Origin of the sequence: Xanthomonas hortorum (genome assembly GCF_040279205.1) — a bacterium.
GTDB lineage: Bacteria > Pseudomonadota > Gammaproteobacteria > Xanthomonadales > Xanthomonadaceae > Xanthomonas > Xanthomonas hortorum_F.
In genome coordinates this window covers 103,311-128,454 of sequence record NZ_JBEOLS010000001.1, presented here as the reverse complement: position 1 = coordinate 128,454, position 25,144 = coordinate 103,311, and the positions used below count along the sequence as shown (strand labels likewise).

Here is a 25,144-nt window from a genome sequence, read left to right as displayed (position 1 = left end):
ACGCCTGCCGCTATGTCCTGTCAGCCCCGCTCAGCGTTCCAGCCCGAGAAACTCGAGCACATGACGCGCCAGCGCCTCTACGTTCTCACCATCGGCGTGAAGATGGACCTCCGGCGCCTCCGGCGCCTCGTAGGGCGAATCGATGCCGGTGAAATTGGGAATCTGCCCGGCCCGCGCCTTGCGGTACAGCCCCTTCACATCGCGCGCCTCGGCGACCGCCAGCGGCACGTCCACGAACACCTCGACGAACTCCCCGGCATCGAAGCGCTCGCGCGCCAGTTGCCGCTCGGCGCGGAACGGCGAGATGAAGCTCACCAGCACGATCAGGCCGGCATCGGCCATCAAGCGCGCCACCTCGGCCACGCGGCGGATGTTTTCCACGCGGTCTTCGTCGGTGAAGCCCAGATCGCGGTTGAGCCCGTGGCGCACGTTGTCGCCGTCAAGGATGAAGGTGTGATAGCCCAGCGCATGCAGGCGCTTGTCGACCAGATTGGCAACGGTGGATTTGCCCGCGCCCGACAAGCCGGTGAACCACAGCACGCGCGGGGTCTGGCCCTTGATGCGCGCACGCGCGGCGCGATCCACATCCAGATGCTGCCAGTGCACGTTGCCCGCGCGGCGTAGCGCGAACTCCAGCGTGCCGGCGGCCACCGTGGCATTGCTCTGCCGGTCGATCAGGATGAAACCGCCCAGCACGCGGTTGCGCGCATACGGCGAGAACGCGATTGGCTCGTCCAGCGCCAGATTGCAGTAGCCCACCTCATTGAGCTCCAGCCGCTTGGCGGCCAGCCGCTCCTGCGTGTTCACATCGACCTTGTGCTTGATCTCGCTGATGCTCACGGTGACCGTGCGGGTGCCGATCTTGAGCCAGTACGGGCGCCCCGGCAGCAACGCGCCATCGTCCATCCACAACAGATGTGCGGCGAACTGGTCGGCCACTTCCGGCGGATCGTCGACGGCAGCGATGATGTCGCCGCGGCTGATATCGATCTCTTCGCGCAAGGTCAGCGTGACCGCCTGGCCGGCGCGCGCGCTATCCACGTCGCCATTGGCATCCAGCACCGAAGCCACCTGCGTGCGCCGCCCGGACGGCACCACCACCACGGCATCGCCAACCCGCACCTGCCCGGCCGCAATGGTGCCGGCATAGCCACGAAAATGCTGGTTGGGACGGTTGACCCACTGCACCGGCAAGCGGAACCCGCTGCCCGCTTCCGGCGCCTCCAATTGCACGGTATCGAGATGCTGCAACAGATGCGGGCCGCTGTACCACGGCATCCGCGTCGAGGCGCTGGACAGATTTTCGCCATCCAGTGCCGATAGCGGAATGCACTGCACATCGGCAATGCCCAGCTGCGCGGCCAGCACGCGATAGGCATCGGCGATCTCGGCGAATACCTGCGCGTCGTAGTCCACCAGATCCATCTTGTTGACCGCAAGCACCACATGCCGGATGCCCAGCAACGACACGATGTAACTGTGCCGGCGCGTCTGCGCCAACAATCCCTTACGCGCATCCACCAGCACCACCGCGACATCGGCGGTGGAGGCGCCGGTGGCCATATTGCGCGTGTACTGCTCATGCCCAGGGCAATCGGCCACGATGAACTTGCGCTGGTCGGTATCGAAATAGCGGTACGCCACATCGATGGTGATGCCCTGCTCGCGCTCGGCGGCCAGGCCATCCATCAACAATGCATAGTCGATGCCCTCGCCTTGCGTGCCATGCCGGCGGCTATCGCTTTCCAGTGCTGCGAGTTGGTCGTCGAACAAGCGCTTGCTGTCGTACAACAACCGCCCGATCAGCGTGCTCTTGCCATCGTCTACGCTGCCGCAGGTGATGAAGCGCAGCAGCGGCTTTGATTCGTGTTGATGCAGGTAGGCGCGGATAGCGCGGGAATTCGGGAGTGGGGATTGAGGATTGGCAAAGGCAGCTGCTTCCTCCGTTCCGTCCACGGCGAACCGTTGTTGCGAATCTCCAATTTCCACTCCCAAATCCCGGCCCATCAGAAATACCCCTCAACCTTTTTCTGCTCCATCGACGCACCCGGCACATGATCGATCATGCGGCCCTGGCGCTCGGAACTGGTGCTGACCAGCATCTCGGCGATCACCGCTTCCAGCGTGTCGGCGGTGGATTCGATCGCACCAGTCAGCGGATAGCAGCCCAGCGTGCGGAAGCGCACCGAGCGTAGCTGCGGTGTTTCGCCTTCGTGCAAGGGCAAGCGATGGTCATCGACCATGATTAACGCACCGTCACGCTCCACAACCGGCCGCAGCGCAGCGAAATACAGCCCCACCACCGGAATGGCCTCGCGGTAGATGTACAGCCAGATATCCAGCTCGGTCCAGTTGGAGAGCGGAAACACGCGCACGCTTTCGCCCGGTTTGGTGCGCGCGTTGTAGAGATTCCACAACTCGGGGCGCTGATTCTTCGGGTCCCAGCGATGACGCGCATTGCGGAACGAGAACACGCGCTCCTTGGCGCGCGATTTTTCCTCGTCGCGGCGCGCACCACCAATCGCTGCATCAAAGCCGCCCTGCTCCAGCGCCTGCTTCAGGCCCTGCGTCTTCATGATGTCGGTATGCACCGCCGCGCCATGGCTGATCGGGCCGATGTCTTGGGCGATGCCGTCCGGGTTGATGTGCACGCGCAGGTCCACGCTGGTTTCGGCCGCGCGCTGATCGCGGAAGGCGATCATCTCGCCGAACTTCCAGCGCGTGTCCACATGCAGCAACGGGATCGGTGGCGGCGATGGCGCAAATGCCTTCAGCAGCAGATGCAGCAGCACCGAACTGTCCTTGCCCACCGAATACAGCATCACCGGGGCCCGGAACTCGGCGGCGACTTCGCGCAGGATGTGGATGCTTTCGGCTTCGAGCCGGTCCAGGTGTGACAGGGGTAGCGAGGTCAGCACAGTTTTGATCGGCTTCGGCGGCATGTTCAGACTTATGGTAAGCCAAGGCACGACTATTTGCGCTGTCTGTTGGCAACCAGAAATAAGCGGCCGGCATAACGCGATAACGGCTCATCCTTTCTGGCCGCCGCAACGTTTCCATAACATCACTGGTCTCATCAACGCCCCCGGATCCAAATGACCGCCGCCAGTTCCGCGCTACCGCCCAGCCCCTTGCCCGACGAGCGCAAGGCGCTGCTGGAACGGTTGGTGGACGGCCTGGATTCTGCGTCACTGTGGTGGCTGTCTGGTTACACCGCCGGGCTGGCACAAGGCCAGCCGCCGCGCTCGCTCGCGGTCCTGCCCGGCGGCCAGCCCCACGCGATCGCGCAAGCGAGCCAGCGCCTGACCGTGCTGTATGGCAGCCAGACCGGCAATGCCCGCCGCGAAGCGGAGCAACTGGCCGCCGAGGCAGAGGCTGCGGGCTTGAGCGTGCGCCTGCTGCGCGCCGACGCCTACCCCACCCGCGAGTTGGCCAGCGAACGCCTGTTGTATGTGGTGATCAGCACCCAGGGCGAGGGCGACCCACCGGACGATGCGATCGGGCTGGTTGAATTTCTGGCCAGCCGGCGCGCGCCCAAGCTGCCCGAGCTCAAGTACGCGGTGCTGGGGCTGGGCGATTCCAGCTACGCGGATTTTTGCGGCATTGCACGCCGCATCGACGAGCGCCTGGCCGAACTCGGCGGCAGCCGCGTGCAGCCGCGTGGCGAAGCCGATCTGGATATCGACAGCGTCGCCGCACCCTGGCGTGCGCAAGCACTCACGCACGCACGCGAGCACCTCAAGAGTGGCCCGCCTTCGGCCACCATCACGCCATTGCGCAGCAGCGCGGCCGCAGCAGTGTGGTCGCATCAGCACCCGTTCGCTGCAGAGGTGCTGGCCAACCAGATCATCAGCGGGCGCGACTTCAAGGGTCCGCAGTTTCGCGTCTATGCACTGCCCGGCAAGCGCGTGCGTCATCTGGAATTTTCGCTTGAAGGCAGCGGGCTGAGCTACGAGCCCGGCGATGCGCTGGGCATCCGTCATCGCAATCCGCCCGCACTGGTGGATGCAGTGCTGGAAACGCTGCGCCTGGATGGTCATGTCGCGGTCACCATCGGCGAAGAGACTCTGGCCTTGAACGAGTGGCTTGCCACCCGGCGCGAACTCACCAAGCTGTCGCGGCCGCTGCTGGCCGCACATGCCGAGCGTGCGCGCGCCGAGGAGCTGCAGACGCTGCTCACCCCGACCCAGACTGCCGGCCTGGCGTCGTTGCTCGCCGATCACCAGTTGATCGACGTGCTGCGACGCTGGCCGGCGGATTGGGACCATGGCGGCCTGCTGGCCGCCCTGCGTCCGCTCACCCCACGCCTGTACTCGATCGCCTCCAGCCGCAAGCGCGTGGGCGAGGAAGTGCACCTGGTCGTGGACGAACTCACCTACCAGGCGCACGGCCATGCACACCTGGGCTCGGCCAGCGGCTTTCTTGCCGCGCTGCGCGAAGGTGACACCGCACCGGTCTATATCGAGCCGAACGAACGCTTCCGCGTGCCGGCCGACCCCGATCGCGACATCCTGATGATCGGCCCGGGAACCGGCGTGGCGCCGTTCCGCGGCTTTGTGCAGGAGCGCGCGGAAACCGGCGCCAAGGGCCGTAACTGGCTGTTCTTCGGCGCCCAGCATTTCAATACCGATTTCCTGTATCAGGCCGAATGGCAGCAGGCCCTGCAGCGCGGCGAACTGCATGCCTTGGACCTGGCGTTCTCGCGCGACCAGGCCGAAAAAATCTACGTGCAGCATCGCCTGCGCGCACGCGGCGCCGAGGTCTACGCCTGGTTGCAAGGCGGCGCGCATGTGTATGTGTGCGGCGCGATCGGCATGGGCAAGGACGTGCACGCCGCCCTGCTCGACATCGTCGCCACCCACGGCGCACTCGATGCCGAAGCCGCAGCGGCGTATCTCACCCAGCTGCAGGTGGAGGGGCGGTATGCGCGCGATGTCTATTAGAGCCGGGAATCGGGATTGGGGAATCGGGAATCGGAACAGCCCGCAACTGACCTTTCCTGGCAGACCAAGCCGCTTTTTACGATTCCCCATTCCCGACTCCCGATTCCCATGACTCACTCCGTCGAAGACATCAAATCCGAAAGCCGTCGTCTGCGCGGGTCGCTGGAACAGAGCCTGGCCGATGCGGTGACCGGTGCGTTGCGTGAGGACGATCAGACCCTGATCAAGTACCACGGGAGCTACCAGCAGGACGACCGCGATATCCGCGATGAGCGGCGTCGGCAGAAGCTCGAGCCGGCGTATCAGTTCATGATCCGCACGCGCACGCCGGGTGGGGTGATCTCGCCCACGCAGTGGCTGGCCCTGGACAGCATCGCCACGCGGTATGCCAATCATTCGCTGCGCATCACCACGCGCCAGGCATTCCAGTTCCATGGCGTGATCAAGCGCGAACTCAAGGCGACCATGCAGGCGATCAATGCGACCTTGATCGATACGCTGGCCGCTTGCGGCGATGTGAATCGCAATGTGCAAGTGGCAGCCAATCCGCTGCTGTCGCAGGCGCACGCCACGCTGTATGCCGATGCTGCGCGCGTGTCCGAGCATCTGCTGCCGAATACGCGCGCGTATTACGAAATCTGGCTGGACGAAGAGCGCGTCTCCGGCTCCGGCAGCGAAGAAGAACCGATCTACGGCGACCGTTATCTGCCGCGTAAATTCAAAATCGGCTTCGCCGCGCCGCCGCTCAACGATGTGGACGTGTTCGCCAACGATCTGGGCTTTATCGCCATCCTGCGCGAGGGCCAATTGCTCGGCTACAACGTCAGCATCGGCGGCGGCATGGGTGCCAGCCATGGCGATGCGGAAACCTGGCCGCGCGTGGCCAATGTCATTGGATTTGTCACCCGCGATCAGTTGCTCGATGTTGCCACTGCGGTGGTCACCACGCAGCGCGACTTCGGCAATCGCGCAGTGCGCAAACGCGCACGCTTCAAGTACACCATCGACGATCATGGTCTGGACACCATCGTGGCCGAGATCGAACGCCGCGCAGGTTTCGCGCTGCAGCCGGCGCAGCGGTTCGCCTTCGAGCACAACGGCGATCGCTACGGCTGGGTCGAAGGCGAAGACGGGCTGTGGCATCTGACTCTCTCGCTACCGGCCGGGCGCATCGCCGATACCGAGGCCGCTGCGCACCTGAGCGGCCTGCGTGCGATTGCGCAGTTGAACGTCGGCGAGTTTCGCATGACGCCCAACCAGAATCTGGTCATTGCCGGTGTGCTTGCCAGCGAGCGCGCACGCGTCGATGCCTTGGTTGCGCAGTACGGTCTGGATGCCGGCAATCGCGCGCCCACCGCACTGGCACGCGGCGCGATGGCCTGTGTGTCGCTGCCCACCTGCGGCCTGGCGATGGCCGAGGCCGAGCGGTATCTGCCCGACTTCAGCGCCGCCTTGCAGCCGCTGCTGGAACAGCACGGACTGGCCGACACCCCGATCGTGCTGCGCCTGTCCGGCTGCCCGAACGGCTGCTCGCGCCCGTATCTGGCCGAGATCGCGTTGGTCGGCAAGGCACCCGGCCGCTACAACCTGATGCTGGGCGGCGACCGCCGCGGCCAGCGCCTGAACACGCTGTACCGCGAAAACATCACCGAAGCGGACATTCTCGCCGCACTGGAACCGCTGCTGGCGCGCTATGCGGCCGAACGCGATCAGGCCGGAGACGAAGGCTTCGGCGATTTCCTGCATCGCAGCGGCCTGATCGCGCTGCCGCCCTACCCCACCCACCGTCACCTCGACCTGGAATTGCTCGCATGACCGCGCTGCCCGCTGCATCGATCACTGCGTCCGCGTTGGACGACCTGGACGCGCTCAACGCGCAGCTGGAAGGCCTGCACGCCGACGAGCGCGTGGCCTGGGCACTGCAACACGGCCCGCAGGAGGCGGCGCTGTCGTCCAGTTTCGGCGCGCAGTCGGCGGTCACGCTGCACCTGCTCACCCAGCAGCGCCCGGACATTCCAGTGATCCTGATCGATACCGGTTACCTGTTCCCGGAAACCTACCGGTTTGCCGACGCGCTGGCCGACCGGCTCAAGCTCAACCTCAAGGTGTACCGCCCGCTGGTCAGCCGCGCCTGGATGGAGGCGCGCCACGGCCGCCTGTGGGAACAGGGCATGGTCGGCATCGACCAGTACAACAACCTGCGCAAGGTCGAACCGATGCGCCGCGCATTGGACGAGCTCAACGTGGGCACCTGGTTCACCGGCCTGCGCCGCAGCCAGTCCGGCGGCCGCGCACAGACGCCGATCGTGCAAAAGCGCGGCGAGCGCTACAAGGTCAGCCCGATCGCCGACTGGACCGACCGCGACGTGTGGCAATACCTGCAGGCGCACGACCTGCCGTATCACCCGCTATGGGAGCAAGGCTACGTGTCGATCGGCGACTTCCACACCACGCGCCGCTGGGAACCGGGCATGCGCGAAGAAGACACGCGTTTCTTCGGATTGAAGCGCGAGTGCGGCATTCACGAGGACATCTGAGCACAGCAGCGCGTCGTGATTTCTTCGCGAAAGTTTCAAGCGCTGCGGCGCGCTGAATGTTTCTGCTGGCCATCCCAAGAAGTAAGGCCTCGCCGCAGCGAATGCTCAGCGCGATGCAGCCGCAGACACGCCGCCCCTCATGGTGCTGCGACGCCAGTTTGATCGCGCTGCATCCAGTAGCGATCGAACAACCACATCAACAACAACGACAGCCCGACCAACGGGAAGATCAGCCCGCATAGCACCAGCAGCACCATCAGACCGCGCAGCGTACGTGGATCTGCCGGCAGCGGCGGCACGCCCAGCCCGCCAGCCGGGCGACGCTTCCACCACATCACAGCAGCGCTCACGCACAACAACACAATCGCCGCGCACGCCAGCAACAGGATCAACTGATTGGCAGTGCCGTATTGCTGGCCAAGGTGCACATTGATGCCCCATTCCAGCGCGCGCCCGATCGGCCCGTAATCGCGATAGGTCATGTCCAGCAGCACCGCACCGCTGTACTGATCCAGATGGATCACGCGCTGCCGTTGCAGGTCGGCCGGATACACCGAGGCGGTGTACACGCCGGTAACGCCACGCGGCGGCGAGATGCTGTAGCCCGGCACGATGCCGAGCGCATCGAAGCGCGTCATCGCCGCATCCAGCCCTATCGCACCATGACCGGGCGCAGCGACGCTGCCGGTGCCGCCGTGGGCTGCATGTTCCGACTGGCTTGGGTGTTCGGAGTGTTCCAGGTGTCCCAAGTGTTGTGAGTGCGCTATGTGCGCTATGTGCTCCAGATGTTCTGCATGAGCAGGATGGAAGTTAGCCCCTGTCCCCTCGGGGCGATCAAGAACCGCTTGCGCGCTACTGGCGCGCGAGCCTTGGAGCGCCCGCGCTGCTGGCGCGGGCCGGGGCGCGGAGCGGGGGTTGGAGTGCGGGTCGACCGCACGCACCGCATCCGCCCGCGGCACACCCACCCGCCCGTCATGCAAACCCTCATCCACCCCCACAGCTCCACGCTCAGGCACAACAGACTCCGGCACCCTTGCCTGCCGCAACGACCACGCCGGATCGGTCGTCTCGGTCAACCGCTGCTGCGACATCGGCTGCTGCACTCGCAGCCCGACCGGATACCCGAAATCATGCCCATTGACCCAGCGATTGACCTGCGCGCCCCACAGCCACGACCACGGCATGCCGGTCAGCGCCAGAAACAGCAACACCGCGCCTACACTCGCCCCGGTGACCGCATGCAGATCGCGCCAGAACAGCCGTTGCGCCGGCTTGCCGCGCACGCTCAACACCCCGCCGCGTCGCCCTCGCGGCCACCACAGATACATACCGGTCAGCACCAGCACGATCGCCCAGCCCGCCGCCATTTCGATCAACCCGCGCGCAAGCGGCCCGATCAACTCCAGGCTGTGCAGCCGACGAATCGTCCAGCCCATGGTGCCATGCTCGGGCAGCGTGCCCAGCACGCGTGCGCGGTACGGATCGACATAGACCACCTGCCGCATGCCGTGCGCATCGACCAGGCCGATCTCGGCGCTGGCATCGGCACGACTCGGCGTGGTGTAACGGAACAAGGTGCCGCCATCGCTGCGCTGCGCCGCGTCGACCAGGTGCTGCGCAGACACCCGCAGCGCGCCCACCGGCACGACCTTCAACCCGTAGTGCACGCTACGATCGATCGCGTCCTGATACAGAAACGCCGCACCGGTCAGCGCCAGCCAGATGATGAAAGGCAGCACCAGCAAGCCGGCATAGAAATGCCAGCGCCACACTGCGCGATAGAAGCGCCAGCGGCTGTCCTGACGCAGCTCGGCACCAGCACCCTGAGCAGTCGATACGCGCATCAGAAGCTCCAATCCCACGACAGCGACAACGCACGCCCGTCGCCCGGCGAATAACCGGAACTTCCGGTGTCGTACCACGCGTACACATACGCACGATCGGTCACGTTGCGCAGCTGCAGGCTGAGCGCATTGCGCGCATCCACGTTCCAGCGCGCGCCCAGATTGAGCAGCGCGTAACCACCGGTGCGGCCCAGCGTATTGCTGCGCTCCAGATAATAATCGCCTTGCGCATTGCCCCAGGCGCTCAGCTGCACGGCCGAAGTGAGCTGCCACTCCAGCCCGGCAGTCGCCAACCAGTGCGGCACGTTTTCGATCTCCTTGCCGCGCGTGGCCGGTGCGCTCGGATCGGGTGTTGCGATGCTGGCCTTCTGCCGCGAATACGAGACCCAGGCACGCCAGTGTTCGGCCGGCTGCAGATTCAGTTGCGCATCCCAGCCGCGCCGCAGCGTGCGCCCCACGTTGGCCACATCGCCGACACCGGCCACGCCGTTCACTCCCAGAATGGTGGCGACTTCACCGGAGGCGCGCTGTTCCCAATACGCCAGGCGCCCATCCATTACCGCCGATGGCGCAAACTTGAAACCGGCCTCCCAGCCGTCGTTGATCGATGGGCCCAGGTTGCCGGGCTGGCGACGATACGCGCCATCGCCGCTGCCGATCTGGAAGCTGCGGCCCCAGTTGGCGTACATGCTGCTCTGCCCGACAAGCCGATAGCTGACGCTGAACTTGGGCTGCTTGATGGTGCCGTAGTCGTAGGTGGGCGCGTAAATGCCGGTGCGCACATCGTGCAGCTGCCCATCGACGCGGTCGATGCGATAGCCCGGCACCACCTGCAGGCGCTCGATCGGTGTCAGCACCGCCTGCACATAAGCTCCGCGTGTGCGCAGGTCGTAATCCCAATCGCGCAATTGCGCGCCGCGCACGCGTGCCACGGTGCGGTAACGTTGCGACTGGTTGTCCTGCCACTGCGCATCCACGCCGGCTTCCAGGTTGGCGCTCAGCGCGCCCCAATCCGGCTGCCAGTTGCCACGCAACAGCAGGCCGCGATGGGTTTCGTCGGTATCGCGTTCCTGCTGCAGGCCGGCGGCGGAAAACCGCACCCAACGCCGATTACGATAGTCGTTTTGATAGGCCTTTGCGCTCCACTGCGCATCGGCGCCCAGCTTGCCGTCCGCATGCAATGCGGTCTGCCGTAGCTGGCGTTCGCTGCGATCGTCCTGCGCATAACCTGGCGAACTGCGCGGCGCCGTACGCGCGCTGGCCGCATCCAAATAGCCCGCTTCCAGCGCAAGATTGTCGTAGTAACGCGTGGTGAGCCCGGCGCGGAACGCACCATCCGGGTCGGTGTAGAACCACTTGCCGGCCACGCTGCGTTTGCGCGCGTCGGCATGGTCGCGATAGCCATCGGAATCGCGCCACGCCAGTACATAGTTCTGGCTCCATGCGCCATGTTCGAAGCCCTTGCCCAGCTGCACCTCGCGCGCACCGAAGCTGCCGCCTGTCACGCTCAAACGGCCATCGTTACCGCCGGTGCGGGTCAGCACGTCCACGCTGCCGGCAATCGCATTCAGACCATAGCGCGCATCGTTGGTGCCGCGCACGATCTCGATCGCGCTGATGTCCTGCGGAAACACCGCATCCAGATACGGCATGCCACCGGCATTGTCGTTGCTGGGGATGCCGTCGATCAGCAGCTTCACCGCATTGATCCGCCCCTCGCCATTGAAACCACGGAACGAGAACCGCCCCGCATCGGTGCCCATGCGGAACTGGGTGACCTGCACACCCGGCGCGCGCATCAGCAGCTCCCAGCTGTAATCCACGTGCTGATCGTGCAGCAGCTCGCCGCCGATCACATCCACCGAACTCAGCACGCGCGCCGTGTTCGGGCTGCGCTGGGTCTGGCTCACCTGCACCTTGCCCAGCGTCAACGCCGCATCCTGTGCCTGCACCTGGCAGGCAGGCCACCACACCAACGCCAACGACGGCGCATACCACATCGTTTTCAAGAACCGCAGACGCATGACCAACCCTTCGCCGTGCCGGCACGGCAACACCGCCGTGCGCCGCGGCATAGCAGCGGGCACAGGCATCACTTCAGGAAAGCGGGCCGTCCATGCAGCGGCAGGCGGGCACGCCGGAAGATCAGGCGTGCAATCAGCACAACGCAGCGGACGCCCGCGATGGGGCCAGACTCACGCCTGCAGCGGCGGCCCACGTGCCCCGAGTGCGGCCCAGCGCACCACCGACCACGCCCGTGCATGGGTGTGCATGGGCGCCGGCGCCGACCGGAGTTGCAGCAGACACAGCACCAGCAGCGCCAGCCACGGCAGCAGGCGCGCAGCCAGCACGCAGTAATCGCAAGCTTCGCCGTGCATGCCGGCAGCGTGTTCGCCAGTTGGAGGCTTGGCTGGCGACGCGGCGCTGTCGTGATGATGCGCGGCAGTCTGCGCCGGCATGGCCTGGTGGCCTGTGTGCAACGACCCGCCTGCGTCCAATGCCGGCCCGCTCATGCACATCGGTTCGACCGACTGCGCCTGGCTCCAACGGCTGATCAGCGGCGCCACCAGCATCAGCGCCACCGCCAGACAGGCAAGCAGGTGCAGCCAACGGTGATGACGGAACGAACGCATCGCGCGAGTGTAAGCCGCCGCCTGCCGCGCGGCGATGCTTGCGGCCGGTGCGCGACCGGATGTCGCACCCTGGTGTCGCATCCTTGAGTCGTCGCACCCCCTTCGTACTGATCGTTGCTCCGCCGCAACACACCGCGCAATCTGCATCACGACATCGCAAACAAACCAAAACGCCACCCCTCCACTGTCGAGGCCGGCAGTCACAGTTCCATCCACGAGCGTGATCGCACCCACATGCCAGCCCCTGCCATGCCCTATGCTTGTCGCTCTATTCCATTCATCCTGCGCGCGCATGAGCGTCTTGTTCGATCCAGCGGCTGAGCCCTTTCCCTGCGCGCCCAAACCCGCGAGCGAAGCGTTGCGTCTCCAGGCGCTGCGCAGCTACGGCATTCTCGATACGCCGCGCGAAGCGGCATTCGAAGACATCACCAAGCTGGCCTCGATCATCTGTCAGACCCCGATCGCACTGATCAGCCTGGTGGACGCCGACCGCCAATGGTTCAAGAGCGAGCGCGGCATGGGCGAGCGCGAGACGCCGCTGTTCAAGTCGATGTGCGCGCATGCGCTGCTCGACAACGACGTGCTGGTGGTACCCGACACGCGCGAAGACATCCGTTTTGCACGCAACCCGCTGGTCACCGGCGAGGTGCCACTGCGGTTTTATGCAGGTGCGTTGCTCAAGACCAGCGAAGGCCTGCCGCTGGGCACGGTCTGCGTGCTGGACCGGCAACCGCGTCAACTCACTGACGAACAGGTCGAAGCGCTGCGTGCACTGGCGCGCCAGACCATGGCGCAGCTGGAACTGCGCCGCGCGCTGCAGAACGCCGAAGAGTCCGACCGCTATCGCAGCCGGCTGATGGCGATCGCCGGGCACGACCTGAAAACTCCGCTGCGCACTGCGGCCTATGCCATCGACAAGATGCGCCGGCACGCCAATGTCGATTCCGTTCCCACCCTGGTCACCGCACGCGATGCGATCGGCATGGTGGCACGCAGCCTCGACGAACTGGCCACACTGGCCGCCGCGAGCAAGAGCTCCACCCCGGATCTGCAGCCGCTGGCACTGGAAGACGTGCTGCACGCGGTCCTCGGTGTGTGGCGGCAACCGGCGAGCGACAAATGCCTGGCCTTGCGCCACGTGCCCACTTCGCTGCGCGTGCGCAGCCATGCCACGCTGCTGACTACGCTGATCGGCAACCTGGTCGGCAACGCGGTCAAGTACACCGAACGCGGACGCGTGCTGGTCGGCGTGCGCCGCCGCCCCGGCTATGCCGAGGTGGAAATCATCGACAGCGGCATCGGCCTGAACCTGGACCACCCCGAACAGGTGTTCCAGGCGTTTCGCCAGGCGGATCCGAACAGCGAAGGGCTAGGCATCGGTCTGTGGATCGTGCACCGCACTGCCGAAACCCTGGACTGCGAGGTGGATGTGCGCCCACGCCCGGCAGGCGGTACCTGTTTCTCGGTGCGCATCCCGCTGGCCTGAGCACGGCAGGGCGTCGCGCAAAAAAAAAGCGGACCCGGGCTCCCGACCCGGATCCGCCGCCAAGCACGCCAGGTCTCTCCCCAGGGACCCGGGTGCGCCAGCCGCGCCATCGCGCAGCCTCGCGCAATGGTGATGCGACAGCGCTGGCAACCTCTCGACGACACCGCCAAACAGACCGGCCATGCGATCACTGCATCGCCGGTCCTGCGCCGTCCACCCCTAGACGTCCGAGAGTGTCGCGTTATGGTTGCTATAAGGATTTACGACAGCGCAGCGCGCAACTTGATACGGACCGATGACGCCGATCCGGCGGCCCTGACACGCGTAGGGAGAATCACTGACAGCGTGTTTCCGGGTTAGTGCAAGCCTGCGCGCAGGCTATTGATCGCATTGAGATTTTTCGCAGCCACGTACACTGCAGTGCAGCATCCAGAGCAGTCACGCGTGCAACAGATGAGGCCGTCAAAGCTCAGGTTCGGCCGCATCCTGCCGCGCAAACCACTCAGCCGAATGCACCTCTTCGGCTGCGACCTCCAACAGCTGACGCAGCACCGCCAGCGGAATCTGCACCTGGGTGTCGCCGGCCTGCACTGCCACCCATAACGCTTCGTCGTGCGGGTCGGCCAGTACCGTCAGCAACGCATGCTCGCGTCCGTCGAGGTTGGCCGACAGCTGCAACGACATGCCGCCGTCCTGGTCGGGCGACCACAGCCGGCTGAGAGGCGGACGCAGTGGCTCGGTCAATCGCTCGGTCATCGGTTGCAGCGCCTCACAGTGGCAAATGGAGATCGCGCGCATAGCAAACCGGGATTGGCATACCCCGCGCGCAGACTGCAGTGTACGAACAGTCCCTACCGATTCCGAACGCTGATACCAGCATGATGCAGTTGTTACGTGGACGTACTTTCGGTGTGTCTCATGCTGGTACGCGCGCAAGCGCCCTCAGTGACCGGAGCATTCGCGTAAAACTGGCAAGCACCGTGAGCGGCGATAGTCGATGCGCGGTGCCGCATCCGGGAGCGGGACACGCCGCAAGTACGTCCATGTAGGCTCGGTGGCGGCATCCATGCCGCCACACGGTCCCGCACCCGGATACGGCACCACGCCTCCACTCTTCACGGCACCTGATTGGCAGGCAATCCCTCCGCTTTTCCTGCAGACACCGACAACATCCGAAGGTGCTTGCGCGCGTACCGGCGTGGGACCTTACGCGGCATGGATGCCGCGTAAGAGCCTACATGGACGTACTTGCGGCGTGTCCCACGCTGGTACGCGCGCAAGCGCCCCTCAGTGACCGAAGCACTCTCACAAAACCGGCAGACGGTGGGTGCGGGATTGGCCTGTGCGCGGCCGCTCATCGGCAGGTAATGCCTTCGCTTTCCTGCAGGACATGCATCGCATCGATCCGGCAAACATGCAGCCTTCGATAGCCGCTCAACCAGCGCTCATGCGGCCGTGGCCAGCCGCTTAACTGGTAATCGTCTGGGTCAGCGATTCCCAAGTCGGCGGCAGCGGCCAGTTCGGCGCCTGGTTGCCATCCAGCACGCGGCGCAGATCGCGCTTGTCGATCTGCGGCGCCAGCACATGCACCAGATCCAGCGCGTAATCGCGCAGCACGCGGTCGCGCGGCAGCACCGCCCAGGCGATGCAATCGGCAATGGGCGCCGGTGCCGGCCAGGCGCGCAGATCCTCATCGTTGGCGCTGACCGCCATCTCCGCCACCAGACCAACGCCCAGGCCGGCACGCACATAGGTCTTGATCAGGTCCGCATCCAGCGCGGTCAACGCGATGCTCGGCTCCAGCCCGACCTGCGCAAATGCCCGCTGCAACGACGAACCTGGCCGCGTGGACGATTCGTAGCTGATCAACGGGTATTGCGATAACGCCTGCATGTCCGGCGCCGTGCGCGCCTGATCCAGCGGATGACCGCGCGGCACGATCACCAGCCGACGCCAGCGATACAGCGGCACCGCAATCCCGGCGCTCGGCTCGCCACCGGCGGTGCTGACCACCGCAATATCCGCATCGCCCTGACTGAGTAGATCCAGCGCCGCACTTTCGGCGGCTTGCTGCAGATGCACGCTCACCTGCGGGTAGGCGTGCTTGATCTGCGCCACCGCCGGCGGCAGCACGAAGCGCGCCTGGGTATGGGTGGTGGTCAGGGTCAGCTGGCCCTGGCTCTCGCGGCGCTGGTTGGCCGCATAGGTGCGGATGTTATTGGCTTCCGACAGTACCGAACGCGCACGCTCGATCACTTCCACGCCCGCCGGCGTGACCGCATCCAGGCTGCGCCCCTTGCGCACGAACAACAGAAAGCCCAGTTCGTCCTCCAGCTGTTTGAGCTGCTTGGACAGACCGGGCTGGGTGGCATGCACACGCGCGGCGGCCAGCGTGATGTTCAGCTCGGCATCGGCGATGGCGACCAGATAACGAAGTTGGGTCAGCGTCATGGGCTTATATCCAAAAAAGCGCGAGGCGCCACAGGGACTCGACTGTAGAGGAGTTCTATGGGCCAGCTTATAACCGAACGCTATTTCCAGGGTGTATGAAGTCATTTCCGACGGCTATATGCCGGCGTTACGGTCTGGCCCTCCCTTCTCGATGCCCCTGCCGTGCCCCCTGTGTTCCCGCTCATTGCCGACCTGCGTGGCCGTGCCGTCTTGGTGGTCGGCGGCGGCGCCGATGCCGAGCACGCCACCGCCGAGCTGCTGCAGGCAGGCGCGCTGCCGTTGGTGGGTGCACCGGAACTCACCATGCAATTGCGCAACTGGGTGCAGGCCGGGCAGGTGCGCTGGCTGCTGGGCGGGTTCGACCCGGCGTGGCTGGAACTGCCCGACCAACCGGTCTGGCTGACCATTGCCGCCAGCGCGACCGCCGGACTCAACGATGCCCTACGCGCTGCAGCCACCGCGCGCCGCCTGCTCACGCACGACGCTATCCCGGCCGCTTCAGCAGCGACACCCGCAGCTTCCCCCACGCCCCGTACCGCAGTCGGCACGCTGGCCCCCGGCAGCGTGACCCTGGTCGGCGCCGGCCCCGGCGATCCCGGCCTGCTCACCCGGCATGCCTTGCGCGCGCTGCGCCAGGCGGACGTGGTGCTCTACGATCGCCTGGTCAGCCCACAGATCCTGCGCCTGGCACGTCGCGACGCACTGCGCGTGGAAGTGGGCAAGGCCGCACAAGGCCACAGCACCCGCCAGGAGCAGATCCACGCGCTGATGCTGGAGCACGCCCGCGCCGGGCGCCGCGTGGTGCGGCTGAAAGGCGGCGACCCGTTCGTGTTCGGCCGTGGCGGCGAGGAGCTGGAATTCCTGCGCGACCACGGCATCGCTTTTCAGGTCATTCCCGGCATCACCGCCGCGATCGCCTGCGCCGCCTACGCCGGCATTCCGCTCACCCATCGCGATCACGCGCAATCGCTGCGGCTGATCACCGCGCACTGCAAGGATTCGCTGGACACGCTGGACTGGCAGGCGCTCGGGCAGGAACGCCAGACCCTGGCCTTCTACATGGGCGTGGCCGGCCTGGACGGCATCCAGCAACGCCTGTTGCAGGCCGGCCGCGCGCCCGCCACGCCATTCGCGCTGGTGGAAAACGGCTCGCGCCCGCAGCAACGCGTGATCACCGGCACCCTCGCCAGCCTGGCCGCCACCGCGCAGCAGCACGCCGTGCGCGCACCGGCCTTGCTGATCCTGGGCGAGGTCGCCGGGCTGGCCGCCAGCCTGCACTGGTTCGGCGCAGCGCCGTTGACCGCCCGGCCGCCCCCGCACTCACCCATCGCAACGCCCGACGCGCCCACACTCGCCCACGCAGCCTGATTCCGACGGAGACCCCATGGCCCTGTACGACAACATCCTCGACACCATCGGCCGTACCCCGGTGGTCAAGCTCCATCGCCTCGCGCCCGAGCACGTGACCCTGTACGTCAAGGTCGAGGCGTTCAATCCGGGCGGCTCGGTCAAGGACCGGCTGGCGCTGGCGATCGTTCTGGACGCCGAGCAGCGCGGCCTGCTCAAGCCTGGCGACACCATTGTCGAGGCCACCTCCGGCAATACCGGCGTGGCGTTGGCCATGGTGGCCGCCGCACGCGGCTACAAGTTCGTCGCCACCATGGTGGAAACCTTCTCGATCGAGCGCCGCAAATTGATGCGCGCGTATGGCGCCAAGGTGATCCTGACCCCGGCCGCCGAGCGCGGCAGCGGCATGGTGCGCAAGGCCAAGGAGCTGGCCGAGCAGCATGGCTGGTTCCTGGCCAGCCAGTTCGCCAACCCGGCCAATCCGGCCTACCACCGCAACACCACTGCGGCCGAAATCCTGCGCGATTTCGCCGGCCACCGGCTCGACCATTTCGTCACCGGCTGGGGCACCGGCGGCACGCTCACCGGCGTGGGCGAAGTGCTGCGCGTGGCCCGCCCGGAAGTACGCATCACCGCCACCGAGCCGGCCGGCGCCGCATTGCTTCAGGGCCAGGACTGGAAGCCGCACAAGATCCAGGGCTGGACCCCGGACTTCGTGCCGGAAGTGCTCAATCGCGATGTCGCGCAAGAAGTCTTCAGCGTGGAAGACACCGATGGGATCACTGTGGCCCGTCGCCTGGCCGCCGAGGAAGGCATCTTCACCGGCATCTCCGGCGGCGCCACCGTCGCCACTGCATTGCGCGTGGCCGAAAGCGCGGTGCCCGGCGCCGTCATCCTGGCAATGCTGCCCGATACCGGCGAGCGGTATTTTTCTACACCGCTGTTCGCCGACATCAACGAAGGCTCCGACGACGATTGGCTGGCCGGTCTGCCCTGATCTTCGCGTTGTGTCTGCATACAAGGCCGCGCCCACAGCGCGGCCTTTTTGTTTGTGGTCGATCCAGTCATCGGCCTCGCCTTCCCCGGCACGCGATTGCGCATGGTGCCGCAGATACCTCGGACATCGCCAAGCTTTTGTAGATCGCTGTGTGCGGAGCAGCTCGCACTACGGCACCCGTGCACTCCCGTCCATGTCAAGGAAACGTTAGGATGGCGGCCGTGATGCAGGGAGAAACGTGGTGAACAACCGGCCGTGCGGACACAGCGACACCCGCGCCTCGCGGGCACCATGGCTGGTCAAGATCACCTCGCCTGCTCACTTTGCGCTGGCACTGGGCCTGGGTGCCTGGCTGCAAAGCGCATTGGACCTGCCAGTGCCTGCACCAACACAGTTGGCATGGATCGAACTGGCCGGCGGCGGCATTGCCTGTCTCGGACTGGCGCTGGCGGTGAGTTGCTTCGTCCTGTTCGCGCGCCGACGCACCACCATCATGCCCAGCGGCCATCCCTCGCGGCTGGTGCTCGACGGCCCGTATCGCTTCACCCGCAACCCGATGTATCTGGCGCTGGTGCTGAGCTATGTCGGCCTATGTCTGCAGCTGGGTTTGCTGTGGGCGGTTGCGTTGTTGCCGCTGCCATGGCTGGCCTTGCAGCTCTACGTCATCCCGTTCGAAGAAGCGCGCTTGCGTAGTGAATTCGGCCGCCATTACAGCGCCTATTGCGCGCACGTGCGGCGCTGGTTGTAGCTCTCGATTGTCGATGACATCTACGTGGCGATTGACCCAATCGATCGCATTGGCACGTTTGCACAGTCGCGGCATGCCATCGACGCGCGGCATCGACGTACGCGCGCCGGGCGGTCGCAGCAGGTGAGATGAATGGGCGATAGCGTGCCTGTTCCGCAACGCGCGCCCCATCACGCGTTCCTCATGCAAATCCCTTAACTATCGCGCTATGAAGATCGAAGTCTGGCAAGGCGACATCACCGAACTCGACGTTGACGTCATCGTCAACGCCGCCAACGAATCGTTGTTGGGCGGCAGTGGCGTCGATGGGGCCATCCATCGTGCCGCCGGCCCGCGTTTGCTGGAAGCCTGCGAAGCATTGCCGCAAGTGCGCCCGGGCGTGCGCTGCCCCACCGGCGAAATCCGCATCACCGACGGCTTCGACCTGAAGGCACGCCATGTGTTCCATACCGTCGGCCCGGTGTGGCGCGACGGCAAGCACAACGAGCCGGAACAACTCGCCAATTGCTACTGGCAGTCATTGAAACTTGCCGAGCAGATGATGCTGCATTCGATCGCCTTTCCGGCGATCAGTTGCGGCATCTATGGATATCCGTTGTATCAGGCCGCACGCATAGCCGTGACCGAAACGCGCGATTGGCAGCGCTCGCACAAGGTACCCAAGCACATCGTGCTGGTGGCCTATAACGAGGCGACCTTCAAGGCGTACCAGCAGGCATTGGCCGCGCAGGAAACTGCGGCCGCCTGAAGCGCGATGCAAAGGTTGAAGTGACGAGCGCCGAGAGGCGCTCGTTGCGTTTTGACTAGACGACTGACGTGCAGCGCAATCACTGCCGCCGACAGTCTTTCAACGACTTCAGTGCCGTATGAAGGTGTGGCCCGGAATCGCGCCCGATCAGCGCTATCGCTCCTGATCGGCAAATAAAAACGCCGGCATTGCTGCCGGCGTTTTTGTCTTAGCGATGCGACGGCCTTGCAGCCGTCATCAACCGATCAACCCTTCCACTTGCCCAGCGCGGCCAGGCCATTTTCCTTGGCGCGCTCATAGATGATCTGCTGCGCCTTGGCGAAGTTGCCGGTCATGTCCTTGGCCCACAGCTTCAGTGCGGCCTGCTGCATCGCACGGCCGTAGGAGAAGCTCAGCGGCCACGGCAGATTGCCGAGCTGGTGCATCTCGTTGAGGTGCGCAGTGGACTGCTCGTCGCTCTGGCCGCCAGACAGGAACACGATGCCCGGCAGGATCGCCGGCACGGTCGACTTCAGGCACATCACGGTGGACTCGGCCACTTCTTCGATGCCGGCCTGCTCTTCGCAGCCCTTGCCGGAGATGACCATCGAGGCCTTCAGGATGGTGCCTTCGAGCACGACATTCTGCTCATACAGTGCGCCGAACAGCGAACGCAGCGTGGCTTCGGTGACTTCGTAGCAGGTCTCGATATCGTGGCTGCCGTCCATGATCACTTCCGGCTCGACCATCGGCACCAGGCCCTGTTCCTGGCACAGCGCGGCATACCGCGCCAGCGCATGCGAATTGGCCTCGATGCAGGTGCCGGACGGAATGTCCTCGCCGATGTTGATGACCGCACGCCACTTGGCGAAACGCGCGCCCAGCGTGTAGTACTCCTCCAGACGTGCGCGCAGCCCGTCCAAGCCTTCGGTGACCAGCTCGCCCGGCATGCCGGCCAGCGGCTGCGCACCCTTGTCGACCTTGATGCCCGGAATGATGCCGTGGGCGGTCATGTACTCGGCGAACGGCACGCCGTCCTTGGTCTTCTGACGGATGGTCTCGTCGAACAGGATGGCGCCGGAGATGTAGTCGCTCAGCTTGGGCGTGGTCAGCAGCAGTTCGCGATAGGCGCGACGGTTTTCTTCGATGTTCTCGATACCGACGCTGGCAAAACGCTTGGCGATCGTGCTGGTCGATTCGTCGATGGCGATGATGCCCTTGCCCGGGGCGACCATGGCCTGGGCGGTTTCGGCAAGCTGTTCGATGCTCATGTAGTTCCTGTGGCAGCTGCGGGGGAGAACGAAAGTATAGCGACGAAAGTCGCAGACATTCCTTCACGGAATGTCTGCAACCGATTACACGTGTCCTGCATGACAGGATGTGTGGCGCGGCGCGCATCGCAATGTGCATCGCGATGTGCACGCATGACGACCATGCCGGTGGCCGCGCATCGGGCGGATGCGCGCATGGGTCTTGCCTGGCGTCTTGCGTGCGCAAACGGTCCGCAACAAACCTCACCCGGACATGGCACACAGCACAACGGCGACCCACAGGCCGCCGTTGTGTTTGTCCTCGCGATCACCACGCAGCGCGCGTTTCGCACGCGCGCTGTGTCATCACCAAACAGGCGTGACTACAGCTCGCCCAGTCCGCTGGCGCGGCCGTCTTCGCCCACTTCCAGCAGGCGCAAGGTGTTGGTGGCGCCGTGGGTTTCCATATGCTCGCCGCTGGTAAAGACCACGCGGTCGCCAGGTCCCATGCGCTCGTTCTCCACCAGCAGACGGATCGCCGCACGTGCGGCTTCGCGCGGGGTCAGGCCGCGGCTGTCGAAGCTGATCGGGAACACGCCACGCATCATCGCCATGTGGCGGCGCGCGCCATCGTGACGGGTGAACGCGTAGATCGGCATGTTGGAGCGGAAGCGCGACAGGTAACGCGGCGTGCCGCCGGATTCGGTCAACGCGACCACACCGGCCAGACCGATGTGCTCGGACAGGAACATGGTCGCCATCGCGATCGCCTGGTCGGCACGCTGCAGGTTGCGTTGCGCGGCTTCGAAGTCGGTGTCGAACTCGAACTGGCGCTCGGCACCCAGACAGATGCGCGCCATCGCTTCCACCGCACGCACCGGGTAGGCGCCGGCCGCAGTTTCGGCCGAGAGCATTACCGCATCGGTGCCGTCGATGACCGCATTGGCCACGTCGAGCACTTCGGCGCGGGTCGGGATCGGGCTTTCCACCATCGACTGCAGCATCTGCGTGGCAGTGATGACCACTTTGTTCTGCGCCAGCGATTCGCGGATGATCTTCTTCTGCAGGCCCGGCAATTCGGCATCGCCGATTTCCACGCCCAGATCGCCGCGCGCCACCATCACCACGTCGGAGGCTTCGACGATCTCGACCAGGTTCTCGATCGCTTCGGTGCGCTCGATCTTGGACACCAGCGCGGCATCGCAGCCGTGCTGGCGCGCGATGCGCCGTGCATCGTTCATGTCTTCGGCATTACGGCAGAACGATACCGCGATGAAGTCCACACCGATCTTGGCGACGATGCCGATCAGTTCCTTGTCGCGCTCGGTCAGCGCGCCGAGCGACAAGCCGCCGCCCTGCTTGTTCAACCCCTTGCGATCGGACAACACGCCATCGTTGAGCACGGTGGTGACGATGCGCTGGCCCTGCACTTCGGTGACCTGCAGCTGCACCAGGCCATCGTCGAGCAGCAGCACATCGCCCGCGGCCACGTCTTGCGGCAGGCCGAGGTAGCTGACGCCGACCTGATTCTGGTCGCCCGCAGGTGCATTGGGGTCGGCCACCAGGTCGAAGCGTGCGCCGGTGGTCAGCTTGATCTTGCCTTCGGCAAAGCGCTCGACGCGGATCTTCGGGCCAGGCAGGTCGGCCAGGATGCCGACCTCGGCACCGACACGTACCGCGGCGGCGCGGACTTCGGCCGCACGCTTGGCCTGGCCGGACGGATCGCCGTGGCTGAAATTGAGGCGCACCACGTTGACGCCCGCCTTGAACAAAGCGTCCAGCACACCGGGCGGATCCGTGGCCGGTCCGAGCGTTGCGAGGATCTTGGTGCGGCGTTGACGTTCTTTCATGATGGCCTCCCTGTAAAAGCCGCGAAACTTAACACACGCGTCACGTACCAAGGATGGCATTGCGGCATAGCCACCCTCGCATTCCGGCATGTCCTGAAGACAGTGCGGGACAGTACGTACGCTTTCCGCACCACGCTGACGCGCTGCGGGCTGAAACCGTGGGCTGCCACCCTAACGCGGCGGCGGTGAAGAACAGACTTTGCAAGCGTCAATGATTTGCGTCGATCAATGCACGCAACTCGGCCGGGGTGTGTGCGATTGCACCGGCACCGGCGGCGCGCAGTTCGGCTTCGTCGCCGAAGCCCCACAACACGCCGATGCTGTGGATACCGTGGTAAGTGGCGCCGTCGATATCCATGCGGCGGTCGCCGATCATCACGCAGCCGGTTTTTTCGATCTGCAAACGGCGCAATGCTTCGGCGATCAGGTCCGGCTTGAAGCGACGTTCGCCGTCTTCGCTGGCGCCGATCACGTTCTCGAAGCACGCACCGAAGGGCAGATGCTCGACGATACGGCGCGCGTAGCGCTCGTTCTTCGAGGTCACGACCGCCAGGCGATGGCCGGCGCGCTGCAGGTCGATGACGACCTCACCGATACCGTCGAACACGCTCAGTTCGGTCCAGCCCACCGCGTCGTAACGCGCGCGGTAGGCGGCCAAGGTGCGCTGCACCAGCTCCGGATCATCAGGAAAGCACTCGGTGAAACTGTCGCGCAGCGGCGGGCCGATCCAGGCGCGCAGGGTTTGCGGCGACGGACGCGGCTGGCCCACCTCGTCGAAGGCATGCACGATGCTACCGACGATGCCCGGCTCCGAATCGACCAGGGTGCCATCCAGATCGAAGAACAGCGTGGCTGCGCTCACTTACTGCGCGCCTCGAGTGCGGCCACCGCCGGCAGGGTCTTACCTTCCAGGAACTCCAGGAACGCACCACCGCCGGTGGAGATGTAGGTGACGTCCTTGGCGATGTCGTACTTGTCCACCGCCGCCAGGGTGTCGCCACCACCGGCAATCGAGAATGCCCTGGAGCTGGCGATCGCACGCGCCAGGGTTTCGGTACCATGGCTGAAGGGCTCGAATTCGAACACGCCCACCGGCCCGTTCCACACCACGGTGCCGGCGCTGGCGATCAGCTCGGCGTAGCGCTTGGCGGTCTGCGGGCCGATATCCAGAATCAGATCGTCGGCCTCCACCGCATCGAGCGCCTTCACGGTGGCCTGCGCATCGGGCAGGAACTGCTTGGCGACCACCACATCGGTGGGCAACGGAATCTCCGCGCCGCGCAGCTTGGCATCGGCCACGATCTGGTTGGCGGTGGGAATCAGGTCCGGCTCGTTCAAGGACTTGCCCACGTCATGCCCGGCTGCGGCGATGAAGGTGTTGGCGATGCCACCACCGACGATCAGCTGGTCGACCTTGTTGACCAGGTTGGACAGCAGCTCCAGCTTGGTGGAGACCTTGCTGCCGGCCACGATCGCCAGCAGCGGCTTGGCCGGGTTGTCCAGCGCCTTGGCCAGCGCATCGAGTTCGGCCATCAGCAGCGGGCCGCCAGCGGCCACCGGCGCGAACCGGATCACCCCATGCGTGGAGGCCTGCGCGCGATGGGCGGTACCGAAGGCGTCCATGACGAACACATCGCATAGCGCGGCGTACTTACGCGACAGGGTCTCGTCGTCCTTGCCCTCGCCGACATTCATGCGGCAATTTTCCAGCAGCACCACCTGGCCCGGCGCCACCTCGACCCCGTCGATCCAGTCACGCACCAGCGGCACGTCCACGCCCAGCAGCGCGCTCAAGCGCGCGGCCACCGGCGCCAGCGAATCTTCTTCGGTCCAACTGCCTTCCTTGGGGCGGCCCAGGTGCGACGTCACCATCACTGCAGCGCCTTTTTCCAGCGCCAGCTTGATGGTGGGCACCGAGGCGGTGATGCGCTGTTCGGAGGTGATCTGGCCGTTGTCGATCGGCACGTTGAGATCCTGGCGGATCAGCACGCGCTTGCCGGAGAGATCGAGGTCGGTCATGCGGACAATGGACATGGGGTCAGCTCGCTAGGTCTGGGGATTCGGGAGAGGGGATTGGAGATTGGTGATGCAGGAGCGGGCTGCGGGCGCGCTGGATGTCATGCATTTGCAGACGCGTTGAAGCAGCCGCTGCACGCTGTCGTTGCGCCCGCGTGCGGATCGCAGGGGATCGCACATTGCCTGTCACGCATGTCGCTGCCAACAGGGCTGGCGACGCGGACGGTGGTCGGTCAAAGACGACGGGCAATGCGGATGCCTTGGCGACGGAGGACGCCCATTGTCGGACCTTCGCGCCGCAGCGGCAAACCGCAG

At 65.4% G+C, this 25,144-nt stretch carries 19 protein-coding genes; 8 read left to right on the top strand and 11 right to left on the bottom strand.

Annotated features, from left to right (window positions below):
• Positions 1–30: 30 nt before the first annotated feature.
• Together cysN and cysD are read right to left on the bottom strand one after the other, a co-directional pair.
• Positions 31–2,007, bottom strand: a complete 1,977-nt coding sequence (gene cysN, locus ABS769_RS00545; protein ID WP_317059820.1) for a sulfate adenylyltransferase subunit CysN — start codon at positions 2,005–2,007, stop codon at positions 31–33.
• Positions 2,007–2,915 carry a sulfate adenylyltransferase subunit CysD gene (gene cysD, locus ABS769_RS00540; protein ID WP_317059938.1) on the bottom strand — a complete coding sequence of 303 codons (909 nt, stop codon included), beginning with the start codon at positions 2,913–2,915 and terminating at the stop codon, positions 2,007–2,009. Before cysD ends, cysN begins: the two co-directional genes overlap by 1 nt.
• Before the next feature lie 180 nt (positions 2,916–3,095).
• Between cysD and ABS769_RS00535 the strand changes: the two genes are divergently transcribed.
• From ABS769_RS00535 to ABS769_RS00525, 3 genes are all read left to right on the top strand, one after another.
• On the top strand, positions 3,096–4,943 hold the full coding sequence (locus tag ABS769_RS00535; RefSeq protein ID WP_317059819.1) for an assimilatory sulfite reductase (NADPH) flavoprotein subunit: 1,848 nt from the start codon (positions 3,096–3,098) through the stop codon (positions 4,941–4,943).
• Positions 4,944–5,051: 108 nt separating this feature from the next.
• A complete protein-coding gene (cysI, locus tag ABS769_RS00530; RefSeq protein WP_317059818.1) occupies positions 5,052–6,758 on the top strand; it encodes an assimilatory sulfite reductase (NADPH) hemoprotein subunit in 1,707 nt (568 codons plus the stop codon).
• Complete coding sequence (locus ABS769_RS00525; protein WP_047127131.1) at positions 6,755–7,480, top strand: phosphoadenylyl-sulfate reductase; 726 nt, start codon at positions 6,755–6,757, stop codon at positions 7,478–7,480. Before cysI ends, ABS769_RS00525 begins: the two co-directional genes overlap by 4 nt.
• A 137-nt stretch (positions 7,481–7,617) precedes the next feature.
• On the opposite strand, the gene ABS769_RS00520 is transcribed toward ABS769_RS00525, so the two are convergent.
• From ABS769_RS00520 to ABS769_RS00510, 3 genes are all read right to left on the bottom strand, one after another.
• On the bottom strand, positions 7,618–9,324 hold the full coding sequence (locus ABS769_RS00520; protein WP_317059815.1) for a PepSY-associated TM helix domain-containing protein: 1,707 nt from the start codon (positions 9,322–9,324) through the stop codon (positions 7,618–7,620).
• The gene (locus tag ABS769_RS00515) at positions 9,324–11,324 is read right to left on the bottom strand and encodes a TonB-dependent receptor (RefSeq protein WP_317059937.1); all 2,001 of its coding nucleotides are present in this window, start codon (positions 11,322–11,324) and stop codon (positions 9,324–9,326) included. Before ABS769_RS00515 ends, ABS769_RS00520 begins: the two co-directional genes overlap by 1 nt.
• 195 nt (positions 11,325–11,519) lie before the next feature.
• Entirely contained in the window at positions 11,520–11,957 is a 438-nt protein-coding gene (locus tag ABS769_RS00510) for a DUF2946 family protein (RefSeq protein ID WP_317059814.1), read from the bottom strand.
• A 292-nt stretch (positions 11,958–12,249) separates the two neighbouring features.
• On the opposite strand from ABS769_RS00510, the gene ABS769_RS00505 reads away from it, so the two are divergent.
• Positions 12,250–13,443, top strand: a complete 1,194-nt coding sequence (locus ABS769_RS00505) for a sensor histidine kinase (RefSeq protein ID WP_043889402.1) — start codon at positions 12,250–12,252, stop codon at positions 13,441–13,443.
• 462 nt (positions 13,444–13,905) lie between these two features.
• On the opposite strand, the gene ABS769_RS00500 is transcribed toward ABS769_RS00505, so the two are convergent.
• The gene (locus tag ABS769_RS00500) at positions 13,906–14,187 is read right to left on the bottom strand and encodes a hypothetical protein (protein ID WP_176339302.1); all 282 of its coding nucleotides are present in this window, start codon (positions 14,185–14,187) and stop codon (positions 13,906–13,908) included.
• Positions 14,188–14,910: 723 nt separating this feature from the next.
• Positions 14,911–15,894, bottom strand: a complete 984-nt coding sequence (locus ABS769_RS00495) for a LysR family transcriptional regulator (RefSeq protein WP_006451421.1) — start codon at positions 15,892–15,894, stop codon at positions 14,911–14,913.
• Between the two features lie 162 nt (positions 15,895–16,056).
• On the opposite strand from ABS769_RS00495, the gene cobA reads away from it, so the two are divergent.
• The 4 genes from cobA to ABS769_RS00475 all read left to right on the top strand — a co-directional run bounded on the left by cobA (position 16,057) and on the right by ABS769_RS00475 (position 19,734).
• Positions 16,057–17,262: a uroporphyrinogen-III C-methyltransferase gene (gene cobA, locus ABS769_RS00490; RefSeq protein WP_317059813.1), complete on the top strand. Its 1,206-nt coding sequence runs from the start codon at positions 16,057–16,059 to the stop codon at positions 17,260–17,262.
• A 16-nt stretch (positions 17,263–17,278) separates the two neighbouring features.
• On the top strand, positions 17,279–18,238 hold the full coding sequence (cysK, locus tag ABS769_RS00485; protein WP_317059812.1) for a cysteine synthase A: 960 nt from the start codon (positions 17,279–17,281) through the stop codon (positions 18,236–18,238).
• 241 nt (positions 18,239–18,479) lie between these two features.
• Positions 18,480–18,986: a methyltransferase family protein gene (locus tag ABS769_RS00480; RefSeq protein WP_317059811.1), complete on the top strand. Its 507-nt coding sequence runs from the start codon at positions 18,480–18,482 to the stop codon at positions 18,984–18,986.
• Positions 18,987–19,194: 208 nt separating this feature from the next.
• Entirely contained in the window at positions 19,195–19,734 is a 540-nt protein-coding gene (locus ABS769_RS00475) for an O-acetyl-ADP-ribose deacetylase (RefSeq protein WP_205393882.1), read from the top strand.
• 245 nt (positions 19,735–19,979) lie between these two features.
• On the opposite strand, the gene ABS769_RS00470 is transcribed toward ABS769_RS00475, so the two are convergent.
• The 4 genes from ABS769_RS00470 to ABS769_RS00455 form a co-directional block, all read right to left on the bottom strand.
• On the bottom strand, positions 19,980–20,984 hold the full coding sequence (locus tag ABS769_RS00470; RefSeq protein ID WP_006451416.1) for a class I fructose-bisphosphate aldolase: 1,005 nt from the start codon (positions 20,982–20,984) through the stop codon (positions 19,980–19,982).
• A 362-nt stretch (positions 20,985–21,346) separates the two neighbouring features.
• A complete protein-coding gene (pyk, locus tag ABS769_RS00465) occupies positions 21,347–22,813 on the bottom strand; it encodes a pyruvate kinase (RefSeq protein ID WP_043889404.1) in 1,467 nt (488 codons plus the stop codon).
• A 208-nt stretch (positions 22,814–23,021) separates the two neighbouring features.
• Positions 23,022–23,675: an HAD family hydrolase gene (locus ABS769_RS00460; protein ID WP_317059810.1), complete on the bottom strand. Its 654-nt coding sequence runs from the start codon at positions 23,673–23,675 to the stop codon at positions 23,022–23,024.
• Positions 23,672–24,847, bottom strand: a complete 1,176-nt coding sequence (locus tag ABS769_RS00455) for a phosphoglycerate kinase (RefSeq protein ID WP_317059808.1) — start codon at positions 24,845–24,847, stop codon at positions 23,672–23,674. The genes ABS769_RS00460 and ABS769_RS00455 overlap by 4 nt, the downstream gene beginning before the upstream one ends.
• Between the last annotated feature and the right edge of the window lie 297 nt (positions 24,848–25,144).